16 protein-coding genes are annotated in these 16,237 nt (G+C 61.4%); 14 read left to right on the top strand and 2 right to left on the bottom strand.

Annotation, left to right across the window (positions count from 1 at the left end):
- The first annotated feature begins 7 nt into the window (after positions 1 to 7).
- The 8 genes from JKA62_RS01635 to JKA62_RS01600 all read left to right on the top strand — a co-directional run bounded on the left by JKA62_RS01635 (position 8) and on the right by JKA62_RS01600 (position 7,043).
- Positions 8 to 193 (top strand): Trm112 family protein, encoded by a 186-nt coding sequence (locus JKA62_RS01635; RefSeq protein WP_003179363.1) that lies wholly within the window; start codon positions 8 to 10, stop codon positions 191 to 193.
- On the top strand, positions 190 to 954 hold the full coding sequence (gene kdsB, locus JKA62_RS01630; protein WP_201815914.1) for a 3-deoxy-manno-octulosonate cytidylyltransferase: 765 nt from the start codon (positions 190 to 192) through the stop codon (positions 952 to 954). The genes JKA62_RS01635 and kdsB overlap by 4 nt, the downstream gene beginning before the upstream one ends.
- Positions 954 to 1,418, top strand: coding sequence for a low molecular weight protein-tyrosine-phosphatase (locus JKA62_RS01625; RefSeq protein WP_007950772.1), 465 nt, complete (start codon positions 954 to 956; stop codon positions 1,416 to 1,418). The genes kdsB and JKA62_RS01625 overlap by 1 nt, the downstream gene beginning before the upstream one ends.
- Positions 1,415 to 2,434 (top strand): UDP-N-acetylmuramate dehydrogenase, encoded by a 1,020-nt coding sequence (gene murB, locus JKA62_RS01620; RefSeq protein ID WP_011335447.1) that lies wholly within the window; start codon positions 1,415 to 1,417, stop codon positions 2,432 to 2,434. The genes JKA62_RS01625 and murB overlap by 4 nt, the downstream gene beginning before the upstream one ends.
- Before the next feature lie 247 nt (positions 2,435 to 2,681).
- Positions 2,682 to 3,152 carry a (2Fe-2S)-binding protein gene (locus JKA62_RS01615; RefSeq protein ID WP_039770687.1) on the top strand — a complete coding sequence of 157 codons (471 nt, stop codon included), beginning with the start codon at positions 2,682 to 2,684 and terminating at the stop codon, positions 3,150 to 3,152.
- Positions 3,149 to 5,470 (top strand): xanthine dehydrogenase family protein molybdopterin-binding subunit, encoded by a 2,322-nt coding sequence (locus JKA62_RS01610; RefSeq protein ID WP_201815912.1) that lies wholly within the window; start codon positions 3,149 to 3,151, stop codon positions 5,468 to 5,470. Before JKA62_RS01615 ends, JKA62_RS01610 begins: the two co-directional genes overlap by 4 nt.
- Positions 5,470 to 6,450, top strand: coding sequence for an XdhC family protein (locus tag JKA62_RS01605; RefSeq protein ID WP_011335444.1), 981 nt, complete (start codon positions 5,470 to 5,472; stop codon positions 6,448 to 6,450). The genes JKA62_RS01610 and JKA62_RS01605 overlap by 1 nt, the downstream gene beginning before the upstream one ends.
- Entirely contained in the window at positions 6,447 to 7,043 is a 597-nt protein-coding gene (locus JKA62_RS01600) for a nucleotidyltransferase family protein (protein WP_201815910.1), read from the top strand. Before JKA62_RS01605 ends, JKA62_RS01600 begins: the two co-directional genes overlap by 4 nt.
- A gap of 67 nt (positions 7,044 to 7,110) precedes the next feature.
- Here the strand turns inward: JKA62_RS01600 and rne are convergent, their stop codons facing one another.
- On the bottom strand, positions 7,111 to 10,341 hold the full coding sequence (gene rne / locus JKA62_RS01595; protein WP_201815908.1) for a ribonuclease E: 3,231 nt from the start codon (positions 10,339 to 10,341) through the stop codon (positions 7,111 to 7,113).
- Between the two features lie 699 nt (positions 10,342 to 11,040).
- On the opposite strand from rne, the gene rluC reads away from it, so the two are divergent.
- From rluC to sppA, 3 genes are read left to right on the top strand one after another with little or no spacing between them, the layout of a single operon-like run.
- Positions 11,041 to 12,003, top strand: coding sequence for a 23S rRNA pseudouridine(955/2504/2580) synthase RluC (rluC, locus tag JKA62_RS01590; RefSeq protein ID WP_011335441.1), 963 nt, complete (start codon positions 11,041 to 11,043; stop codon positions 12,001 to 12,003).
- Positions 11,990 to 12,652 carry an HAD-IA family hydrolase gene (locus JKA62_RS01585; protein ID WP_041475397.1) on the top strand — a complete coding sequence of 221 codons (663 nt, stop codon included), beginning with the start codon at positions 11,990 to 11,992 and terminating at the stop codon, positions 12,650 to 12,652. The genes rluC and JKA62_RS01585 overlap by 14 nt, the downstream gene beginning before the upstream one ends.
- 24 nt (positions 12,653 to 12,676) lie before the next feature.
- Entirely contained in the window at positions 12,677 to 13,666 is a 990-nt protein-coding gene (gene sppA, locus JKA62_RS01580) for a signal peptide peptidase SppA (protein ID WP_011335439.1), read from the top strand.
- A 48-nt stretch (positions 13,667 to 13,714) separates the two neighbouring features.
- Here the strand turns inward: sppA and JKA62_RS01575 are convergent, their stop codons facing one another.
- The gene (locus tag JKA62_RS01575) at positions 13,715 to 14,293 is read right to left on the bottom strand and encodes a Maf family protein (RefSeq protein WP_201815906.1); all 579 of its coding nucleotides are present in this window, start codon (positions 14,291 to 14,293) and stop codon (positions 13,715 to 13,717) included.
- A 106-nt stretch (positions 14,294 to 14,399) separates the two neighbouring features.
- Here JKA62_RS01575 and JKA62_RS01570 point away from each other — a divergent pair, with 106 nt between their 5' ends.
- From JKA62_RS01570 to plsX, 3 genes are read left to right on the top strand one after another with little or no spacing between them, the layout of a single operon-like run.
- Positions 14,400 to 14,927 (top strand): YceD family protein, encoded by a 528-nt coding sequence (locus JKA62_RS01570; protein ID WP_003204262.1) that lies wholly within the window; start codon positions 14,400 to 14,402, stop codon positions 14,925 to 14,927.
- 13 nt (positions 14,928 to 14,940) lie between these two features.
- Positions 14,941 to 15,123: a 50S ribosomal protein L32 gene (rpmF, locus tag JKA62_RS01565; RefSeq protein ID WP_003179396.1), complete on the top strand. Its 183-nt coding sequence runs from the start codon at positions 14,941 to 14,943 to the stop codon at positions 15,121 to 15,123.
- 4 nt (positions 15,124 to 15,127) lie between these two features.
- Positions 15,128 to 16,138 carry a phosphate acyltransferase PlsX gene (plsX, locus tag JKA62_RS01560; RefSeq protein WP_201815904.1) on the top strand — a complete coding sequence of 337 codons (1,011 nt, stop codon included), beginning with the start codon at positions 15,128 to 15,130 and terminating at the stop codon, positions 16,136 to 16,138.
- Positions 16,139 to 16,237 lie beyond the last annotated feature (99 nt).

The raw sequence follows: 16,237 nt of genomic DNA, 5'->3' as shown, positions 1-16,237 counted from the left end.
AATGTTCATGGACACCAAATTGCTCGATATCCTCGCCTGCCCGGTCTGCAAAGGCCCGCTCAAACTCAGCGCCGACAAGACCGAACTGATCAGCAAGGGCGCCGGTCTGGCGTACCCGATCCGCGACGGCATCCCGGTCATGCTGGAAAGCGAAGCCCGTACCCTGACCACCGACGAGCGTCTGGATAAATGACCACCGCCTTCACCGTTGTCATCCCGTCGCGTTACGCCTCGACCCGCCTGCCGGGCAAGCCGCTGCTGGACATCGCCGGCAAGCCGATGATCCAGCACGTCTGGGAGCAGGCGAGCAAAAGCAGCGCCAGCCGTGTGGTGGTGGCGACCGACGATGCGCGGATTGTCGAGGCCTGCAAGGCCTTCGGCGCCGAAGTGGTGCTGACCCGTGAAGATCACAACTCCGGCACCGATCGTCTGGCTGAAGTGGCTGCCAAGCTGGGTCTGGAGCCGGTTGCCATCGTGGTCAACGTGCAGGGTGACGAACCGCTGATCCCGCCGAGCGTGATCGATCAGGTCGCCGCCAACCTCGCGGCCCACACCGAAGCGCGCATGGCCACCTTGGCCGAGCCGATCGAAGACGTGGAAACCTTGTTCAACCCGAACGTGGTCAAGGTCGTCAGCGACCTCAACGGTCTGGCGCTGACCTTCAGTCGCGCGACCCTGCCATGGGCTCGCGATGCGTTCGCCAAGCGCCGCGACGTGCTGCCGGAAGGCGTACCGTATCGTCGCCACATCGGCATCTATGCCTACCGCGCCGGTTTCCTTCAGGACTTTGTGAGCTGGGGCCCGTGCTGGCTGGAAAACACCGAATCCCTCGAACAACTGCGTGCCCTGTGGCACGGCGTGCGGATTCATGTGGCTGACGCGTTGATCGCGCCGCCGACCGGGGTCGACACCGCCGAAGACCTCGAGCGCGTCCGTCGCCTGCTGGAGGCCTGATGCGCGTTCTGTTCGTGTGCCTGGGCAACATCTGCCGTTCGCCCACCGCCGAAGGCGTTTTGCGCCACAAGTTGCGCGAAGCGGGGCTGGCGGATCAGGTCGAAGTGGCCTCTGCCGGCACCGGTGACTGGCACGTCGGCAATCCGCCGGACAAGCGCAGTCAGGCTGCGGCCAAGCTGCGCGGTTATGACCTGTCGGCGCAACGCGCGCAGCAGGTCAGCCGCGCCGATTTCGCCAGTTACGACCTGATCCTTGCCATGGACAACAGCAACCTGCGCAACCTCAAGGCCTTGCAACCGTCCACCGGCAAGGCCGAGCTGGACCTGTTTCTGCGCCGCTATGCAGGCGTGGTCGACGAGGTGCCGGATCCGTACTACGACGGCGATCAGGGTTTCGAGCAGGTGCTGGATCTGATCGAGCGTGCCTGCGATCAGTTGCTGATCGAAGTGAAGGGGCGGTTATGAGTTTGCAGGTACAGCCGCAGGTTTCCCTGAAACCCTTCAATACCTTCGGCGTCGACGTTCGCGCGCAGCTGTTTGCCGAAGCCCACAGCGACGCCGATGTGCGCGAAGCCCTGGCATATGCGAGTGCCCATGATGTGCCGTTGCTGGTGATCGGCGGCGGCAGCAATCTGTTGCTCACGGCGGACATCCCGGCGCTGGTGCTGCGCATGGCCAGCCGTGGCATCCGCGTCATCAGCGACGACGGCAACCGCGTGGTGATCGAAGCCGAAGCTGGCGAGCCGTGGCACCCGTTCGTGCAGCACACGCTGGCGCAGGGTTTTTCCGGGCTGGAGAATCTCAGTCTGATCCCCGGCACTGTCGGCGCCGCGCCGATGCAGAACATCGGTGCCTACGGTGTCGAGATCAAGGATGTGTTCGCCGGCCTGACGGCGCTGGATCGCCAGACCGGCGAGCTGCGTGACTTCAGTCTGGAGGAGTGCCGGTTCGCCTACCGCGACAGCGTGTTCAAACAGCAGCCGGGTCGTTGGTTGATCCTGCGAGTGCGCTTCGCATTGAATCGAGTCGCGCATCTGCACCTGGAATACGGCCCGGTGCGGCAGCGCCTGACCGAGCAGGGCATCGAGCAGCCGACGCCGACGGATGTCAGCCGCGCCATTTGCAGCATCCGCAGTGAAAAACTGCCGGATCCGGCGGTGCTCGGCAATGCCGGCAGCTTCTTCAAGAACCCGCTGGTGTCGGCGGCCGTGGTCGCACAGATCAAGGCGCAGCACCCGGATCTGGTGGCCTACGCGCAACCGGACGGGCAGATGAAACTCGCGGCCGGCTGGTTGATCGAGCGAGCGGGCTGGAAAGGTTTCCGCGAGGCCGATGCCGGCGTGCATAAATTGCAGGCGCTGGTGCTGGTCAACTACGGCGCGGCGACCGGGCTGCAATTGCTCGATCTGGCCCAGCGCATCCAGAAAGACATTGCAGAACGTTTCAATGTCGAGCTGGAAATGGAGCCCAATCGCTATTGAGGCTACGCTTTCAAGTCTGGACTCAAAGCCCTGCACTATTTAAAAAAGTGCAGGGCTTTTTTGTTAATCGCGGGTTAACGTAGCCAGCTAACGATACCAGTCATTTGCTTCACCAAAGGCCCGGTGCAGACGTTCCCGTCGGTACAAGAGAGCCTGATTAGCCTGAGCCGATCTGCGCGAACCACTACCGTCCCTGCGGTGGCAGATGGCTCGACCCCATAACCTCCAAGAATATGCGGGCGTGCCCATGATTACCCTGAAACTCAATGGTCAAGATCATCCACTCGATGTCACCGAGGACATGCCACTGTTGTGGGCGATCCGTGACGTCGCTGGCTACAACGGCACCAAGTTCGGCTGCGGCATGGGCCTGTGCGGTGCATGCACCATTCATATCGACGGCGCGCCGGCGCGCAGTTGCATCACCCCGATCGGTTCGGTGGTCGGGCAGAACGTGACCACCATCGACAACCTGCATGCCGACCCGGTCGGTCAGATCGTCCAGCAAGCCTGGCTCGACACCGCCGTGGCCCAATGCGGTTACTGCCAGGGCGGGCAGATCATGTCCGCCACCGCGTTGCTCAAGACCAACCCGAACCCGAGCGACGAGCAGATCGAAGAGGCGATGGTCGGCAACATCTGCCGCTGCGGCACCTACAACCGGATCAAGACCGCGATCCGTCAGGCATCCACTCACCTGAAGGAGGCCAAGGCATGAGCCGTCTACCGAACGATTTCGCCCTGAGCAACCTGAGCCGTCGGGGCTTCCTCAAGGGCGTCGGCGCCACCGGGGCGTTGGTGCTGGCGGCGAGCTGGGGCTGGCAGGATGCGCTGGCCGAAGACAAATCGAAGCAGTTCGGCGCCGACGGCATGCCCAACGGCTGGATCGACGATCCGAAGGTCTACGTCAGCATTGCCGCCGACGGCACGGTGACCGTGGTCTGTAACCGTTCGGAAATGGGCCAGGGCGTGCGCACCAGCCTGACCATGGTGGTTGCCGATGAGCTGGAAGCCGACTGGGCGCACGTCAAGGTTCAGCAGGCGCCGGGTGATGAAGTGCGCTTCGGCAACCAGGACACTGACGGCTCGCGCAGCATGCGTCACTGGTACGAACCGATGCGCCGTTGCGGCGCCGCCGCCCGGACCATGCTGGAACAAGCGGCCGCCGCCCAGTGGAAGGTGCCGGTCGGCGAATGCCGCGCGCAACTGCATAAAGTCATTCACACACCGTCCGGACGCGAGCTGGGTTACGGTGAGCTGGCCGCTGCGGCCAGTGCGCTGACGGTGCCGGCCCGTGACAGCCTGCGGCTAAAGCAGCCGTCGGAATTCCGCTATATCGGCAAGGAAGGTACCAAAGCCATCGACGGTGCCGACATCGTCAATGGTCGCGCGGTTTACGGGGCTGACGTGCATTTCGACGGCATGCTGTTTGCGGTGATTGCGCGTCCGGCGGTGTACGGTGGCAAGGTCAAATCGGTGGACGACAGCGCCGCGCTGAAAGTGCCGGGCGTCCTCAAAGTCATCCAGATCGAGCCTCGGCCATTGCCTTCCGAATTCCAGCCATTGGGCGGCGTGGCCGTGGTGGCCAGCAACACCTGGGCGGCATTGAAGGGCCGTGAAGCGCTGAAGATCGAGTGGGACGATGGCCCGAACGCCACGTATGACTCGGTCGCCTATCGCAAAGAGATCGAAGCCGCTTCGCTGAAACCGGGCAAAGTGGTGCGCAATACCGGTGACATCGACAAAGCCATCGGCAGCGCCGCCAGCACGCTGGAAGCCTCTTATTACTTGCCGCATCTGGCCCAGGCACCGATGGAGCCGATGGTCGCCATCGCCCGTTACAAGGATGGCACCTGCGAGGCCTGGGCACCGAGCCAGGCGCCGCAGGTCACCCGCGAGCGGATCGCCGAACGCCTGGGGCTGCCGTTCGATAACGTCACCTTCAATGTCACGCTGTTGGGCGGTGGCTTCGGCCGCAAGTCCAAACCGGACTTCGTCGTTGAAGCGGCCGTGCTCGCCAAGGAATTTCCTGGCAAAGCCGTGCGCGTGCAATGGACTCGGGAAGACGACATCCACAATTCGTATTTCCACACGGTGTCCGCCGAATACCTCAAGGCCGGTCTGGGCAAGGACGGCTTGCCGTCCGCCTGGCTGCACCGCACGGTGGCGCCGAGCATCACCGCGCTGTTTGCGCCGGGCATGAACCACGAGGCCGCATTCGAACTGGGCATGGGCTTTACCAACATGGCCTACGCGATTCCCAACGTGCGCCTGGAAAACCCTGAGGCCACGGTGCATACGCGGGTCGGCTGGTATCGCTCGGTGTCGAACATTCCCCATGGTTTTGCGATCCAGAGTTTCGTCGACGAACTGGCGCACAAGGCCAAGGAAGATCCGCTCAAGTACCAGATCAAACTGCTCGGCCCGGATCGGCAGATCGACCCACGCACGCTCAGTGAAGAATGGAATTACGGCGAATCCCCCGAGCGTTATCCGATCGACACCGGGCGCATGCGCACCGTGCTGGAAACGGCAGCCAAGGCAGCGGGTTGGGGTCGTCAACTGCCCAAGGGTCGTGGTCTCGGATTGGCCGTGCATTACAGCTTCGTCACCTACGTGGCGGCGGTGATCGAAGTCGAGGTCAAGGACGACGGCACGCTGATCGTGCACAAGGCCGATATCGCCGTGGATTGCGGCCCGCAGATAAACCCCGAGCGCATCCGTTCGCAGTTCGAAGGCGCCTGTGTGATGGGCCTGGGCAACGCGGTGTGGGGCGAAATCAGCTTCAAGGACGGCAAGGTGCAGCAAGACAACTTCCATATGTATGAAGTGGCGCGCATGTCGCTGGCGCCGAAGGAAGTTGCGGTGCATCTGGTGACGCCGCCGGGCGAGGTGCCGTTGGGCGGTGTCGGTGAGCCGGGCGTACCGCCGATTGCGCCGGCGCTGTGCAACGCGATCTTCGCTGCCACCGGTCAGCGCATCCGTAACCTGCCGGTGCGTTACCAGTTGCAGGGCTGGCAGAAGGCGCAAGCGTGATGGACAGCGCCGATCTGAATGTCCTGCGCAGTGTGCTCGAATGGCGTCGCGCCGGGCAGCGAGTGATGTTGTTCAGCGTGGTGCAGACCTGGGGCACCGCGCCCCGAGCGCCCGGCGCAATGCTCGCGTTGCGCGAAGATGGCGTGGTGATCGGCTCGGTGTCCGGCGGTTGCGTCGAGGACGATCTGATCGCCCGGCTGCACGACGGACGGATTCCCGCCGACGGGCCGCCGGTGCAGTTGATTACCTACGGCGTGACGCAGGAAGAGGCGGCGCGTTTCGGCCTGCCGTGCGGCGGTACTCTGCGCCTGACTGAGGAGCGAGTCGGCGATCCGGCGTGGGTCGCCGAGTTGCTGGATCGCTGCGAAGCCCACGAAATCGTCGCTCGCGAGCTGAACATCGGCACTGGTGAGGTGGTGCTGCGACCGGCCGGCAAGAGCGACGCCTTGAGTTTCGACGGCCAGACTTTGCGTGCCATTTACGGCCCGCGCTGGCGCCTGCTGTTGATCGGCGCCGGGCAGTTGTCGCGGTACGTGGCCGAGATGGCGCGGCTGCTGGATTTCGAAGTGCTGATCTGTGATCCGCGCACCGAATTCGTCTATGGCTGGGAAGAGCAGCATGGGCGGTTTGTCCCCGGCATGCCGGATGAAGCGGTGCTGAATATCCAGACCGATGAGCGCACGGCGATTGTCGCGCTGACTCACGATCCACGTCTGGACGACATGGCGCTGCTCACGGCGCTCGACTCCAAAGCGTTCTACGTCGGTGCGCTCGGCTCGCGGATCAACAGCCGCAAGCGTCGGGAAAATCTCGCTGAGCTAGGCTTGTCAGAAGCGGCCATCGCCCGTTTGCACGGGCCGATCGGTTTGCATATTGGCAGCCATTCCCCGGCGGAAATCGCCCTGTCGCTGTTGGCGGAAATCGTCGCGATCAAGAATGGTGTCGAGCTCAAGCAGAAGAAGACAGTGGAGAGTGTATGAGCCGATCCATCGGAGTGATTGTGCTGGCAGCGGGCGAGGGCAGCCGCTTTCGCAAAGTGGCGGGCGCCGACAAGGACAAGCTGCTGGCCGATTGCACCGGGCGCGATGGCGCGGTGCGTTCGGTTATCGAGCAGGTGCTGGTGAATCTGCCGGCGAGCCTTGATCAGCGAGTGCTGGTAACGACCGAGGCGCGACCGCAGGCGATGCGCATGGCGCAGGCTTACGGGTGTGACATTGTCGCGATCGAGTCCATGGGAATGGGCGATAGCATCGCGGCGGGTGTGGCGGCTTGCCCGGATGCCGATGGCTGGCTGATTGTGCTGGGGGATATGCCGTTCATCCTGCCGTCGAGTATTGAGCGGGTCGTGGCGGCGATTGCCGAGGATGCGGTCAGCGTACCGACGTTGAACGGTGATTATGGGCATCCGGTCGGGTTTGGTCGCTCGTTCGCCGCAGGATTGATGGCATTGTCCGGTGATCGGGGCGCGCGGCCGTTGTTCGCCCAAGGGCGGGTGATTGAAGTCGCGGTGGATGATCCGGGTGTGTTGTGGGATATCGATGTGCCCGACGCGCTGGTTTTCCCGCCGTCCTGATAAAACCTTGAGATATAAAAAAGCCCCGCCTGGATCACCAGACGGGGCTTTTTAGTGGCTTCTGGAATCAGACGAGGGGTTTAGGCTCGTGTTCTTTTTCCTGAGCCTCTGCGTGTTGCTCGACCGCTTCCTGAACGGAGCGTGGTGCTTCGGCAATCACGGCTTCAACGGCCACTTCCTCAGCGACCGGGGCAGGAGCCGCCTCGACCACTTCGGCAGCTGGAGCAGCAGCGGCGGCAGCGGCAGCCAGTTCGGCTTCCTTCTGCAGACGCTCTTCTTCACGCTTGCGACGACGCACTTCACGCGGGTCGTTCGGCGCGCGGCCGCTTGGGGTCAGGGCGCTGACCGGAGCAGCTTCAACCACAGGGGCTGGCGCTTCGGCAACCACTGGCGCCTCGATGACCGGTGCTTCTGCGACAGGAGTCGGTTCGGCAACCACCACTGGCTCGGCAGCCTTGGCTTCTTCAACAACAGGCGCTTCAACCACTGGCGCTGGTGTTTCAGTGACAGCCGGCTCGGCGACCCAGTTGAACGCGGTCTGTTCTTCGCGAACTTCACGCACTGTTTCGGTCACGGTTTCAGCGACGGTTTCGACAACCGACTCTTCAACTACGGCTGGTGCTTCGAAGGTCACCGCTGGTTCGGCAGCTGCTTCAACCTGAGGCTGAGCTTCGCGAACCGGAGCCACTTCGACTTCCGGAGCGGCAGCTGCTTCTACCGGAGTGGTTGCTTCAACAACCGGCGCTTCTACTGGAGCAGTTTCCAGGGTTGCAGCGGTGGCGCGTTCAGCTTGCTCGTGGGCCTGAGCTTCAGCCGGAGCGCTGATCACGGTGCTGGCAACAGCAGCGGTAACAGCCAGACCAGCAGCCAGATCGGCAGTGCTTGGCGCCTGGGCGTTTTCGCCGGACTCGGACTCCTCCGAACCTTCGATCACGTTGCCGTTGGCATCACGCTGACGCTCGCGACGGTTGCTGCGACGACGCTGACCACGGGAGCGGCGGCGTGGACGATCGCCTTCGGCGTTCTCCGAACCGTCTTCCGGCAGTTGCTCTTCGTTGGTGGTGATTTCTTCTTCAGCGACGGCAGCAGCGGCCTGTTCGGCGCGCGGTTGACGCTCTTCGCGCGGAGGACGTGGCGCACGCTCTTCACGTGGCTGACGGGCCGGACGCTCTTCAGCGGTGGCGGCGGCAGCAACGGCCGGAGCGGCATCCAGCGGCTCGCGCAGTTCACGTACGCGTTCTTCACGCTCGCCACGCGGCTTGCGATCTTCACGCGGAGCACGTGGTGCACGTTCTTCACGAGGGGCGCGTGGTGCGCGTTCTTCGCGGGCTACCGGTGCTTCGTCACGGGATTCGCGTGGCTCGCGGACTTCACGTGGTTCGCGCGGCTGACGCTCTTCTCGCGGCTCACGTGGTGCGCGCTCTTCACGCGGTGCACGTTCTTCGCGCGGTTTGCGTTCTTCATCGCGGCGACCGTTACGGTTACGGCTCTGCTGACGACCGTTGCGACGCTCTTCGTTGCGGGCCGGACGCTCGGTGGCAGGTTTTTCAACCACCACCGGAGCAACTGGCTCTTCCTTGGTGGCGAACAGGCTGACCAGCGACTTCACCAGGCCTTTGAACAGGCTTGGCTCTGGCGCGGCAACCGGAGCAGGTGCCGGGGCCGGTGCGGCGACTTCGGTCGGAACCGGAGCGTTGGCGCGAGCCGGAGCGGTCTTGACCGCGGCTTCCTGGCGAACCAGGGTGCGGGTCGCGGCGGCTGGCTGAACGTCTTCGACATCGGCAGCGGCGGCAGCGATTTCGTAGCTGGACTGGTTGGTCGCGGCTTCCGGACTGTCGTCACGCAGACGCTGAACTTCGAAATGCGGGGTTTCGAGGTGATCGTTCGGCAGGATGACAATGCGGGCGCGGGTGCGCAGTTCGATCTTGGTGATCGAGTTGCGTTTTTCGTTGAGCAGGAACGCGGCCACCGGGATCGGCACTTGAGCGCGAACTTCGGCGGTACGGTCTTTCAGGGCTTCTTCTTCGATCAGGCGCAGGATCGCCAGGGACAGCGATTCGACGTCACGGATGATGCCGGTGCCGCTGCAACGCGGGCAGACGATGCCGCTGCTTTCGCCCAGCGAAGGACGCAGGCGCTGACGGGACATTTCCAGCAGGCCGAAGCGCGAGATGCGACCGATCTGCACGCGAGCGCGGTCGGCTTCCAGGCATTCGCGGACTTTCTCTTCCACGGCGCGCTGGTTCTTGGCAGGGGTCATGTCGATGAAGTCGATGACGATCAGGCCGCCGATGTCGCGCAGGCGCAACTGACGGGCGATTTCTTCGGCGGCTTCAAGGTTGGTCTGCAGGGCGGTTTCTTCGATGTCGCTGCCTTTGGTGGCGCGCGCCGAGTTGATGTCGATGGACACCAGGGCTTCGGTCGGATCGATGACGATGGAGCCGCCGGACGGCAGTTCGACGACGCGCTGGAAAGCGGTCTCGATCTGGCTTTCGATCTGGAAACGGTTGAACAGCGGAACGCTGTCTTCGTAAAGCTTGATCTTGCTGGCGTACTGCGGCATCACCTGACGGATGAAGGTCAGGGCTTCGTCCTGGGCTTCAACGCTGTCGATCAGCACTTCGCCGATGTCCTGGCGCAGGTAATCGCGGATGGCGCGGATGATCACGTTGCTTTCCTGGTAGATCAGGAACGGCGCGGAACGATCCAGCGAGGCTTCCTTGATAGCGGTCCAGAGTTGCAGCAGGTAATCGAGGTCCCACTGCATTTCTTCGCTGCTGCGGCCAAGGCCTGCAGTGCGCACGATCAGACCCATGTCGGCCGGAGCGACCAGACCGTTCAGCGCTTCACGCAGTTCGTTGCGCTCTTCGCCTTCGATGCGACGGGAGATGCCGCCGGCACGCGGGTTGTTCGGCATCAGAACGAGGTAACGACCGGCCAGGCTGATGAAGGTGGTCAGGGCTGCGCCCTTGTTGCCACGTTCTTCTTTTTCGACCTGAACGATGACTTCCTGGCCTTCGCTCAGGACGTCCTTGATGTTGACGCGGCCTTCAGGGGCTTTCTTGAAGTATTCGCGGGAGATTTCTTTGAGGGGCAGGAAGCCGTGGCGCTCGGAGCCGAAATCGACAAAGGCAGCCTCAAGGCTTGGTTCGATGCGAGTGATGCGGCCTTTATAGATGTTGGCCTTCTTCTGCTCGCGTGCACCGGATTCGATGTCCAGGTCGTAGAGGCGCTGGCCATCTACCAGTGCAACACGCAACTCTTCGGGTTGAGTTGCGTTAATCAGCATTCTTTTCATGTAGTACCGTCGGTTTCCGGGCTGCCGGAAACGGCGTTCGGCACACACGACTTCTCACGGTCGGTGTCAGGTGCGTCGGGAGTGGTTGGCCATTCCCGTGTCCAGCGATGTCCGGCCAATTGGGCCGTTATCGCGACGTACGCGTCCTGCTTGCTGTGGCTACTTAAGCACTCAGTCAGGAGGAGGAATCAACCGGTGGCTGTGGACGAGATGAAGCGTCTTGATAAAGCCTGTTGCTACACAGTCCAGCGGTTGTGCATCTCCACCCTACACGTATCCCTGATAATTCGGGTGCTGCCGCGCGCAGAATCCGCAGCGGGTTGGCATTTACCGTGAGCTCCGAAAGGGGAGGTCACGCATCATGGCTAATTCAGGCGGTGTTTCCGGAGCCTTCGCTCGGGGTCATCCGCGGCTGACTGCACTTTGTGAACTGGCCGTGAATATGGCTCGCGTGGCGAGTGAAAACTCTGCTTTGCGGCGTGATTCAGGCCTCATGTCACCTGCGCTTGTTACAGCTGCAAACTCCACCGTTACGTAGCAAAAGCCCCGTAGGACGGCCTCGCGTCCTGGTGAATTGCGTTGGTCAGGGCCGGTTTTTGACCGTGGTTCCGCTGTCCAGGCCGCTTTTGGCGGCGTTCGCGACTATAGCAGCAATGATTAAGTGCTTCAATTCCATAAAAAATTGTTATTATCCGCGCCATGACGACTACTGCCCCCTCGACTCCAGGCGTTCAACTGCTTGAGGTCTCGCCGGAATATGCCGGCCAACGAATCGACAATTTCCTCCTCGCCCGGCTCAAAGGCGTGCCCAAGACTTTGATTTACCGCATTTTGCGCAAAGGCGAAGTGCGTGTTAACAAAGGTCGGATCAAGCCCGAATACAAGCTGCAGGCCGGCGATATCGTCCGCGTGCCGCCGGTGCGCGTGCCTGAGCGTGACGAACCGGTGCCTTTGGCCCAAGGCCTGTTGCAGCGCCTGGAAGCCTCGATTGTCTACGAGGACAAGGCCCTGATCGTGATCAACAAGCCCGCCGGGATTGCGGTTCACGGTGGCAGCGGCCTGAATTACGGTGTTATCGAAGCCTTTCGTCAGTTGCGCCCCGATGCCAAGGAGCTCGAGCTGGTCCACCGCCTCGATCGTGATACCTCCGGTCTGCTGATGATCGCCAAGAAGCGCAGCATGCTGCGTCACTTGCATGCCGCGTTGCGCGGTGACGGTGTCGACAAGCGCTACATGGCGCTGGTTCGCGGCAACTGGGCGACCTCGATCAAGCAAGTTCGCGCGGCGCTCGGCAAGAGCAATCTGCGCTCCGGTGAGCGCATGGTCGAGGTCGACGAGGAGGAGGGCAAGGAGTCTGTGACCGTGTTCAAGGTTCTGCGTCGCTTTGGCGATTTTGCCACTTTGATCGAGGCCAAGCCGATTACCGGTCGCACGCACCAGATCCGCGTCCACACGTTGCACGCCGGACACTGCATTGCTGGTGACACCAAATACGGCGATGACAATTTCAGTAAGGAAATCCGTGATCTGGGCGGCAAGCGCCTGTTCTTGCACGCCTACATGTTGACTGTGCCGCTGCCCGATGGCGGTGAACTCAAGTTGCAGGCGCCGGTCGATGAAATGTGGGCCAAGACTGTGGAGCGATTGAGTGCGCCCATCTGATTACAAACTGCTGATTTTTGATTGGGACGGCACGCTGGCCGATTCCATTCATCGGATTGTCGAGGCGATGCACTCGGCGTCCGGGCGTTCAGGTTTCGAGTTGCGTGATGATTTTGCAGTCAAAGGCATTATTGGTCTGGGCTTGCCCGAGGCGATCCGCACGCTGTATCCCGAAATCAGCGATGCCGAAATGACCTTGTTCCGCGAGTATTACGCCGATCACTACATCGCTGCAGAAGCCGTACCTTCGCCGTTGTTCGAAGGCGTAGTCGAGTCGATGGAGTCCTTTCGCGAGCAGGGCTATCACCTGGCGGTCGCGACCGGCAAGAATCGTCGCGGGCTGGATCGGGTGCTCAAGGCCAATGGCTGGGAAGATTATTTCGATATCACCCGTGCTGCCGATGAAACTGCGAGCAAGCCGCACCCTCTGATGCTGGAGCAGATCCTCGCTCACTGCGGTGTGCGTGCCGAGCAGGCGCTGATGGTCGGTGACTCGTCCTTCGATCTGTTGATGGCGCGCAATGCGGGGATGGATTCGGTGGCGGTCAGCTATGGCGCGCAATCGATCGAATCGCTGCAACAGTTCGAGCCGCGACTGTCGATCGACCATTTTTCCGAATTGCATGCCTGGCTGGGGCAGCAGGCTTAATACGTTTTTGCTGGGGTGGATGGCATGACCGACGAATGGAAAGCACCGGCCAAGGCAACTGCCGACGACGGTGATGCGAAAAGCTGGAAGCTCCTGGAAAAGACCCTGCTGGCCGGCGTGCAGGAGCAACGTCGTTCGCGGCGCTGGGGCATCTTCTTCAAGCTGTTGACCTTTATTTATCTGTTTGTTGCGTTGATTCTGTTTACGCCGTTGATGGATATGGAGAAAAGCGCCACGCGCAGTGGCAACTACACCGCATTGATCGACGTTACCGGCATGATCGCTGATAAAGAACCTGCCAGTGCCGACAATATCGTAGGTAGTCTGCGCGCGGCGTTCGAGGACAAGAAGGTCAAGGGCGTAATCCTGCGCATCAATAGTCCGGGCGGCAGTCCGGTGCAGTCGGGTTACGTGTATGACGAGATCAAGCGTCTGCGCGGCCTGCACCCCGACACCAAGCTGTACGCGGTGATTTCCGACCTGGGCGCTTCCGGTGCCTATTACATTGCCAGTGCGGCGGATCAGATCTATGCCGACAAGGCCAGTCTGGTGGGTTCCATTGGTGTGACGGCAGCCGGTTACGGCTTTGTCGGCACCATGGAGAAGCTTGGTGTCGAGCGCCGCACTTACACTTCCGGCGAGCACAAGGCTTTCCTCGATCCGTTCCAGCCGCAGAAGCCGGAAGAGACGGCGTTCTGGCAAAGTGTGCTGGATACCACGCACAAGCAGTTCATCAACAGCGTCAAGCAGGGGCGTGGCGATCGACTGAAGGACAAGGAGCATCCGGAGCTGTTCTCCGGGCTGGTCTGGTCGGGTGAGCAAGCGTTACCGCTGGGCTTGATCGATGGCTTGGGCAATGCGAGTTCGGTGGCGCGTGATGTGATTGGCGAAAAAGAGCTGGTGGACTTCACCGTTCAGGAATCGCCGTTCGACCGCTTCTCTAAGAAGCTCGGAGCAAGCGTTGCCGAAAAACTGGCAATGTGGATGGGTTTCAACGGCCCGTCGTTACGCTGATCGAATGCTGCAAGAAAAACCGGCCTGAGGGCCGGTTTTTTTTGTGGGTCAGGGAATCTGTACGCCTTCCGCCAGCAGCATGTCGATCAGGCGAATCAGTGGCAGGCCGATCAGGCTGGTAGCGTCCGGGCCTTCGGTGGATTGAAACAGGCTAACGCCCAGTCCCTCGGCCTTGAAGCTGCCGGCGCAGTCGTAGGGCTGCTCGGCGCGCAGATAGCGCTCGACGCGGGCCTGATCCAGTACGCGCATGTGCACGGTGAAAGGCACGTAGTCGACCTGACAGTGGCCCGTCTGGCTGTTGAGCAGGGCAAGGCCGGTGAGGAAGGTCACGCTGGCGCCACTGGCGGCCATCAGTTGTTCGCGAGCGTTCTCGAAGGTGTGTGGCTTGCCGATGATGCGCTCGCCGAGTACCGCAACCTGATCGGAACCGATGATCAGATGAGCAGGGTGGCTGTCGGCCAAAGCTCGGGCCTTTTGTTCGGCGAGGCGCTTGACCAGCTCGATTGCCGACTCGTCCGGGCGATGGCTTTCATCGATATCCGGCGAGCTGCAGACGAACGGCAGGCGCAGGCGGCTGAGCAATTCCCGACGATAGGTCGAGCTTGAAGCGAGTAATAAAGGCAGCATTCGCATCTCCAGAGGCAGGCGACAGATTCTAGCGGAGCCGCGCAAGTGACGGACAGGGCACAATTTCCTTTGACATGGGTGGGTGCATCCCTATAATGCTGCGCCTATGTTGAATGACCCGATTCCACCTCACGTTGACCCGCGCAAATTGGCTGACCGTGGCACCACCCTTCAAGGTGAACTGCTGCTGGCCGATTTGAAGAGACTCTGCGACCCGCTTTCCGACGATGTCGGTACGGTGCAGGCCAAATTCGTTTTTGAACGAGATGAACGTAAATCTGTGGTGATCCACAGCTTTATCGACACCGAAGTCAAAATGGTTTGCCAGCGTTGTCTTGAGCTGGTCACCCTGCCGATCCACAGCGAATGCAGTTACGCTGTTGTGAAGGAGGGTGCGAATACCCAGTCGTTACCGAAAGGTTATGACGTGCTGGAACTGGGCGAAGATCCATTGGATCTGCAGTCACTGATCGAGGAGGAGCTTCTGCTCGCCTTGCCCATTGTGCCTGCTCATCATCCGGAAGAATGCCAGCAGCCGGCGGGAGCAGATGAGCCCGAACCGAGCGAGGACGAGGTAACGCGGTCCAACCCGTTCAGTGTATTGGCGCAGTTAAAGCGTGACCCAAACGTTTAGGAGTTAATCAATTATGGCTGTTCAGCAGAACAAAAAATCCCGCTCTGCCCGTGACATGCGCCGTTCGCACGACGCTCTCGAGGCTAGCACCCTGTCTGTAGAAAAAACCACTGGTGAAGTTCACCTGCGTCACCACGTATCGCCAGAAGGCGTATACCGTGGCCGTAAAGTGATCGACAAGGGCGCTGACGAGTAATCACTTGTCCGCTCAAGTCATCGCGATTGACGCAATGGGCGGGGACTTCGGTCCCCGCAGCATTGTTCAGGCCAGCCTTGCTTGCCTTTCTGCTACGCCCTCGCTGCACCTGACCCTCGTCGGTCAACCCTCCCTTCTTGAAGAACTGATCACTGGCCAATCGGCTGCCGATCGCGCGCGCCTGACGATTGTTCCGGCGTCCGAAGTCATCACCATGGACGAAAAACCTGCCCAGGCCCTGCGTGGCAAGTCGGACTCGTCGATGCGTGTCGCCCTCGAGTTGCTGCGTGACGGCAAGGTTCAGGCCTGTGTCAGTGCCGGCAATACCGGTGCGTTGATGGCCCTGTCGCGATTTGTGCTCAAGACCCTGCCGGGGATTGATCGTCCGGCCATGGTCGCTGCGATTCCTACTCAGAAAGGCTACTGCCAGTTGCTCGATCTGGGCGCCAACGTCGATTGCAGTGCCGAGCACTTGTTGCAGTTCGCCGTGATGGGGTCCGTGGCGGCGCAGACCTTGGGCATTGCCCGCCCGCGCGTTGCGCTGCTGAATATCGGCACCGAAGACATCAAGGGCAATCAGCAGGTCAAGCTGGCTGCGACGTTGTTGCAGGCGGCCCGGGGCATCAATTACATCGGTTTCATTGAAGGTGACGGCTTGTATCGCGGCGAGGCGGACGTGGTGGTTTGCGACGGTTTCGTCGGCAATATCCTGCTCAAGTCCAGCGAAGGCCTGGCGACCATGATCGCTGCACGCATCGAGGCGTTGTTCAAAAAGAATCTTGCTTCCCGCGCGGTCGGCGCACTGGCGCTGCCATTGATGAGGCGACTGCAGGCTGATCTGGCACCCGCGCGACACAATGGCGCAAGCTTCCTCGGTTTGCAGGGTATTGTCGTGAAAAGTCACGGTTCGGCCGGAGTTCAGGGATTTCAAAGTGCCATTCAGCGGGCGCTGATCGAGATTCAGGAAAACCTTCCCGAGCGCCTGCACGGCCGTCTGGAGGATTTGTTGTCTTAGGCGTTTTCGTCGGACAATGCTTAAATGTGACCGCCCGGTTCAAAGGGCCATCCAACTGTCAGTTTCTTGCGTCCCTCTAGCGGGATGCCATTTTTCCGA

This window comes from Pseudomonas sp. B7, from assembly GCF_016735645.1.
Taxonomy (GTDB): domain Bacteria; phylum Pseudomonadota; class Gammaproteobacteria; order Pseudomonadales; family Pseudomonadaceae; genus Aquipseudomonas; species Aquipseudomonas glycinae.
This window is presented reverse-complemented; position numbering and strand designations above follow the sequence as displayed.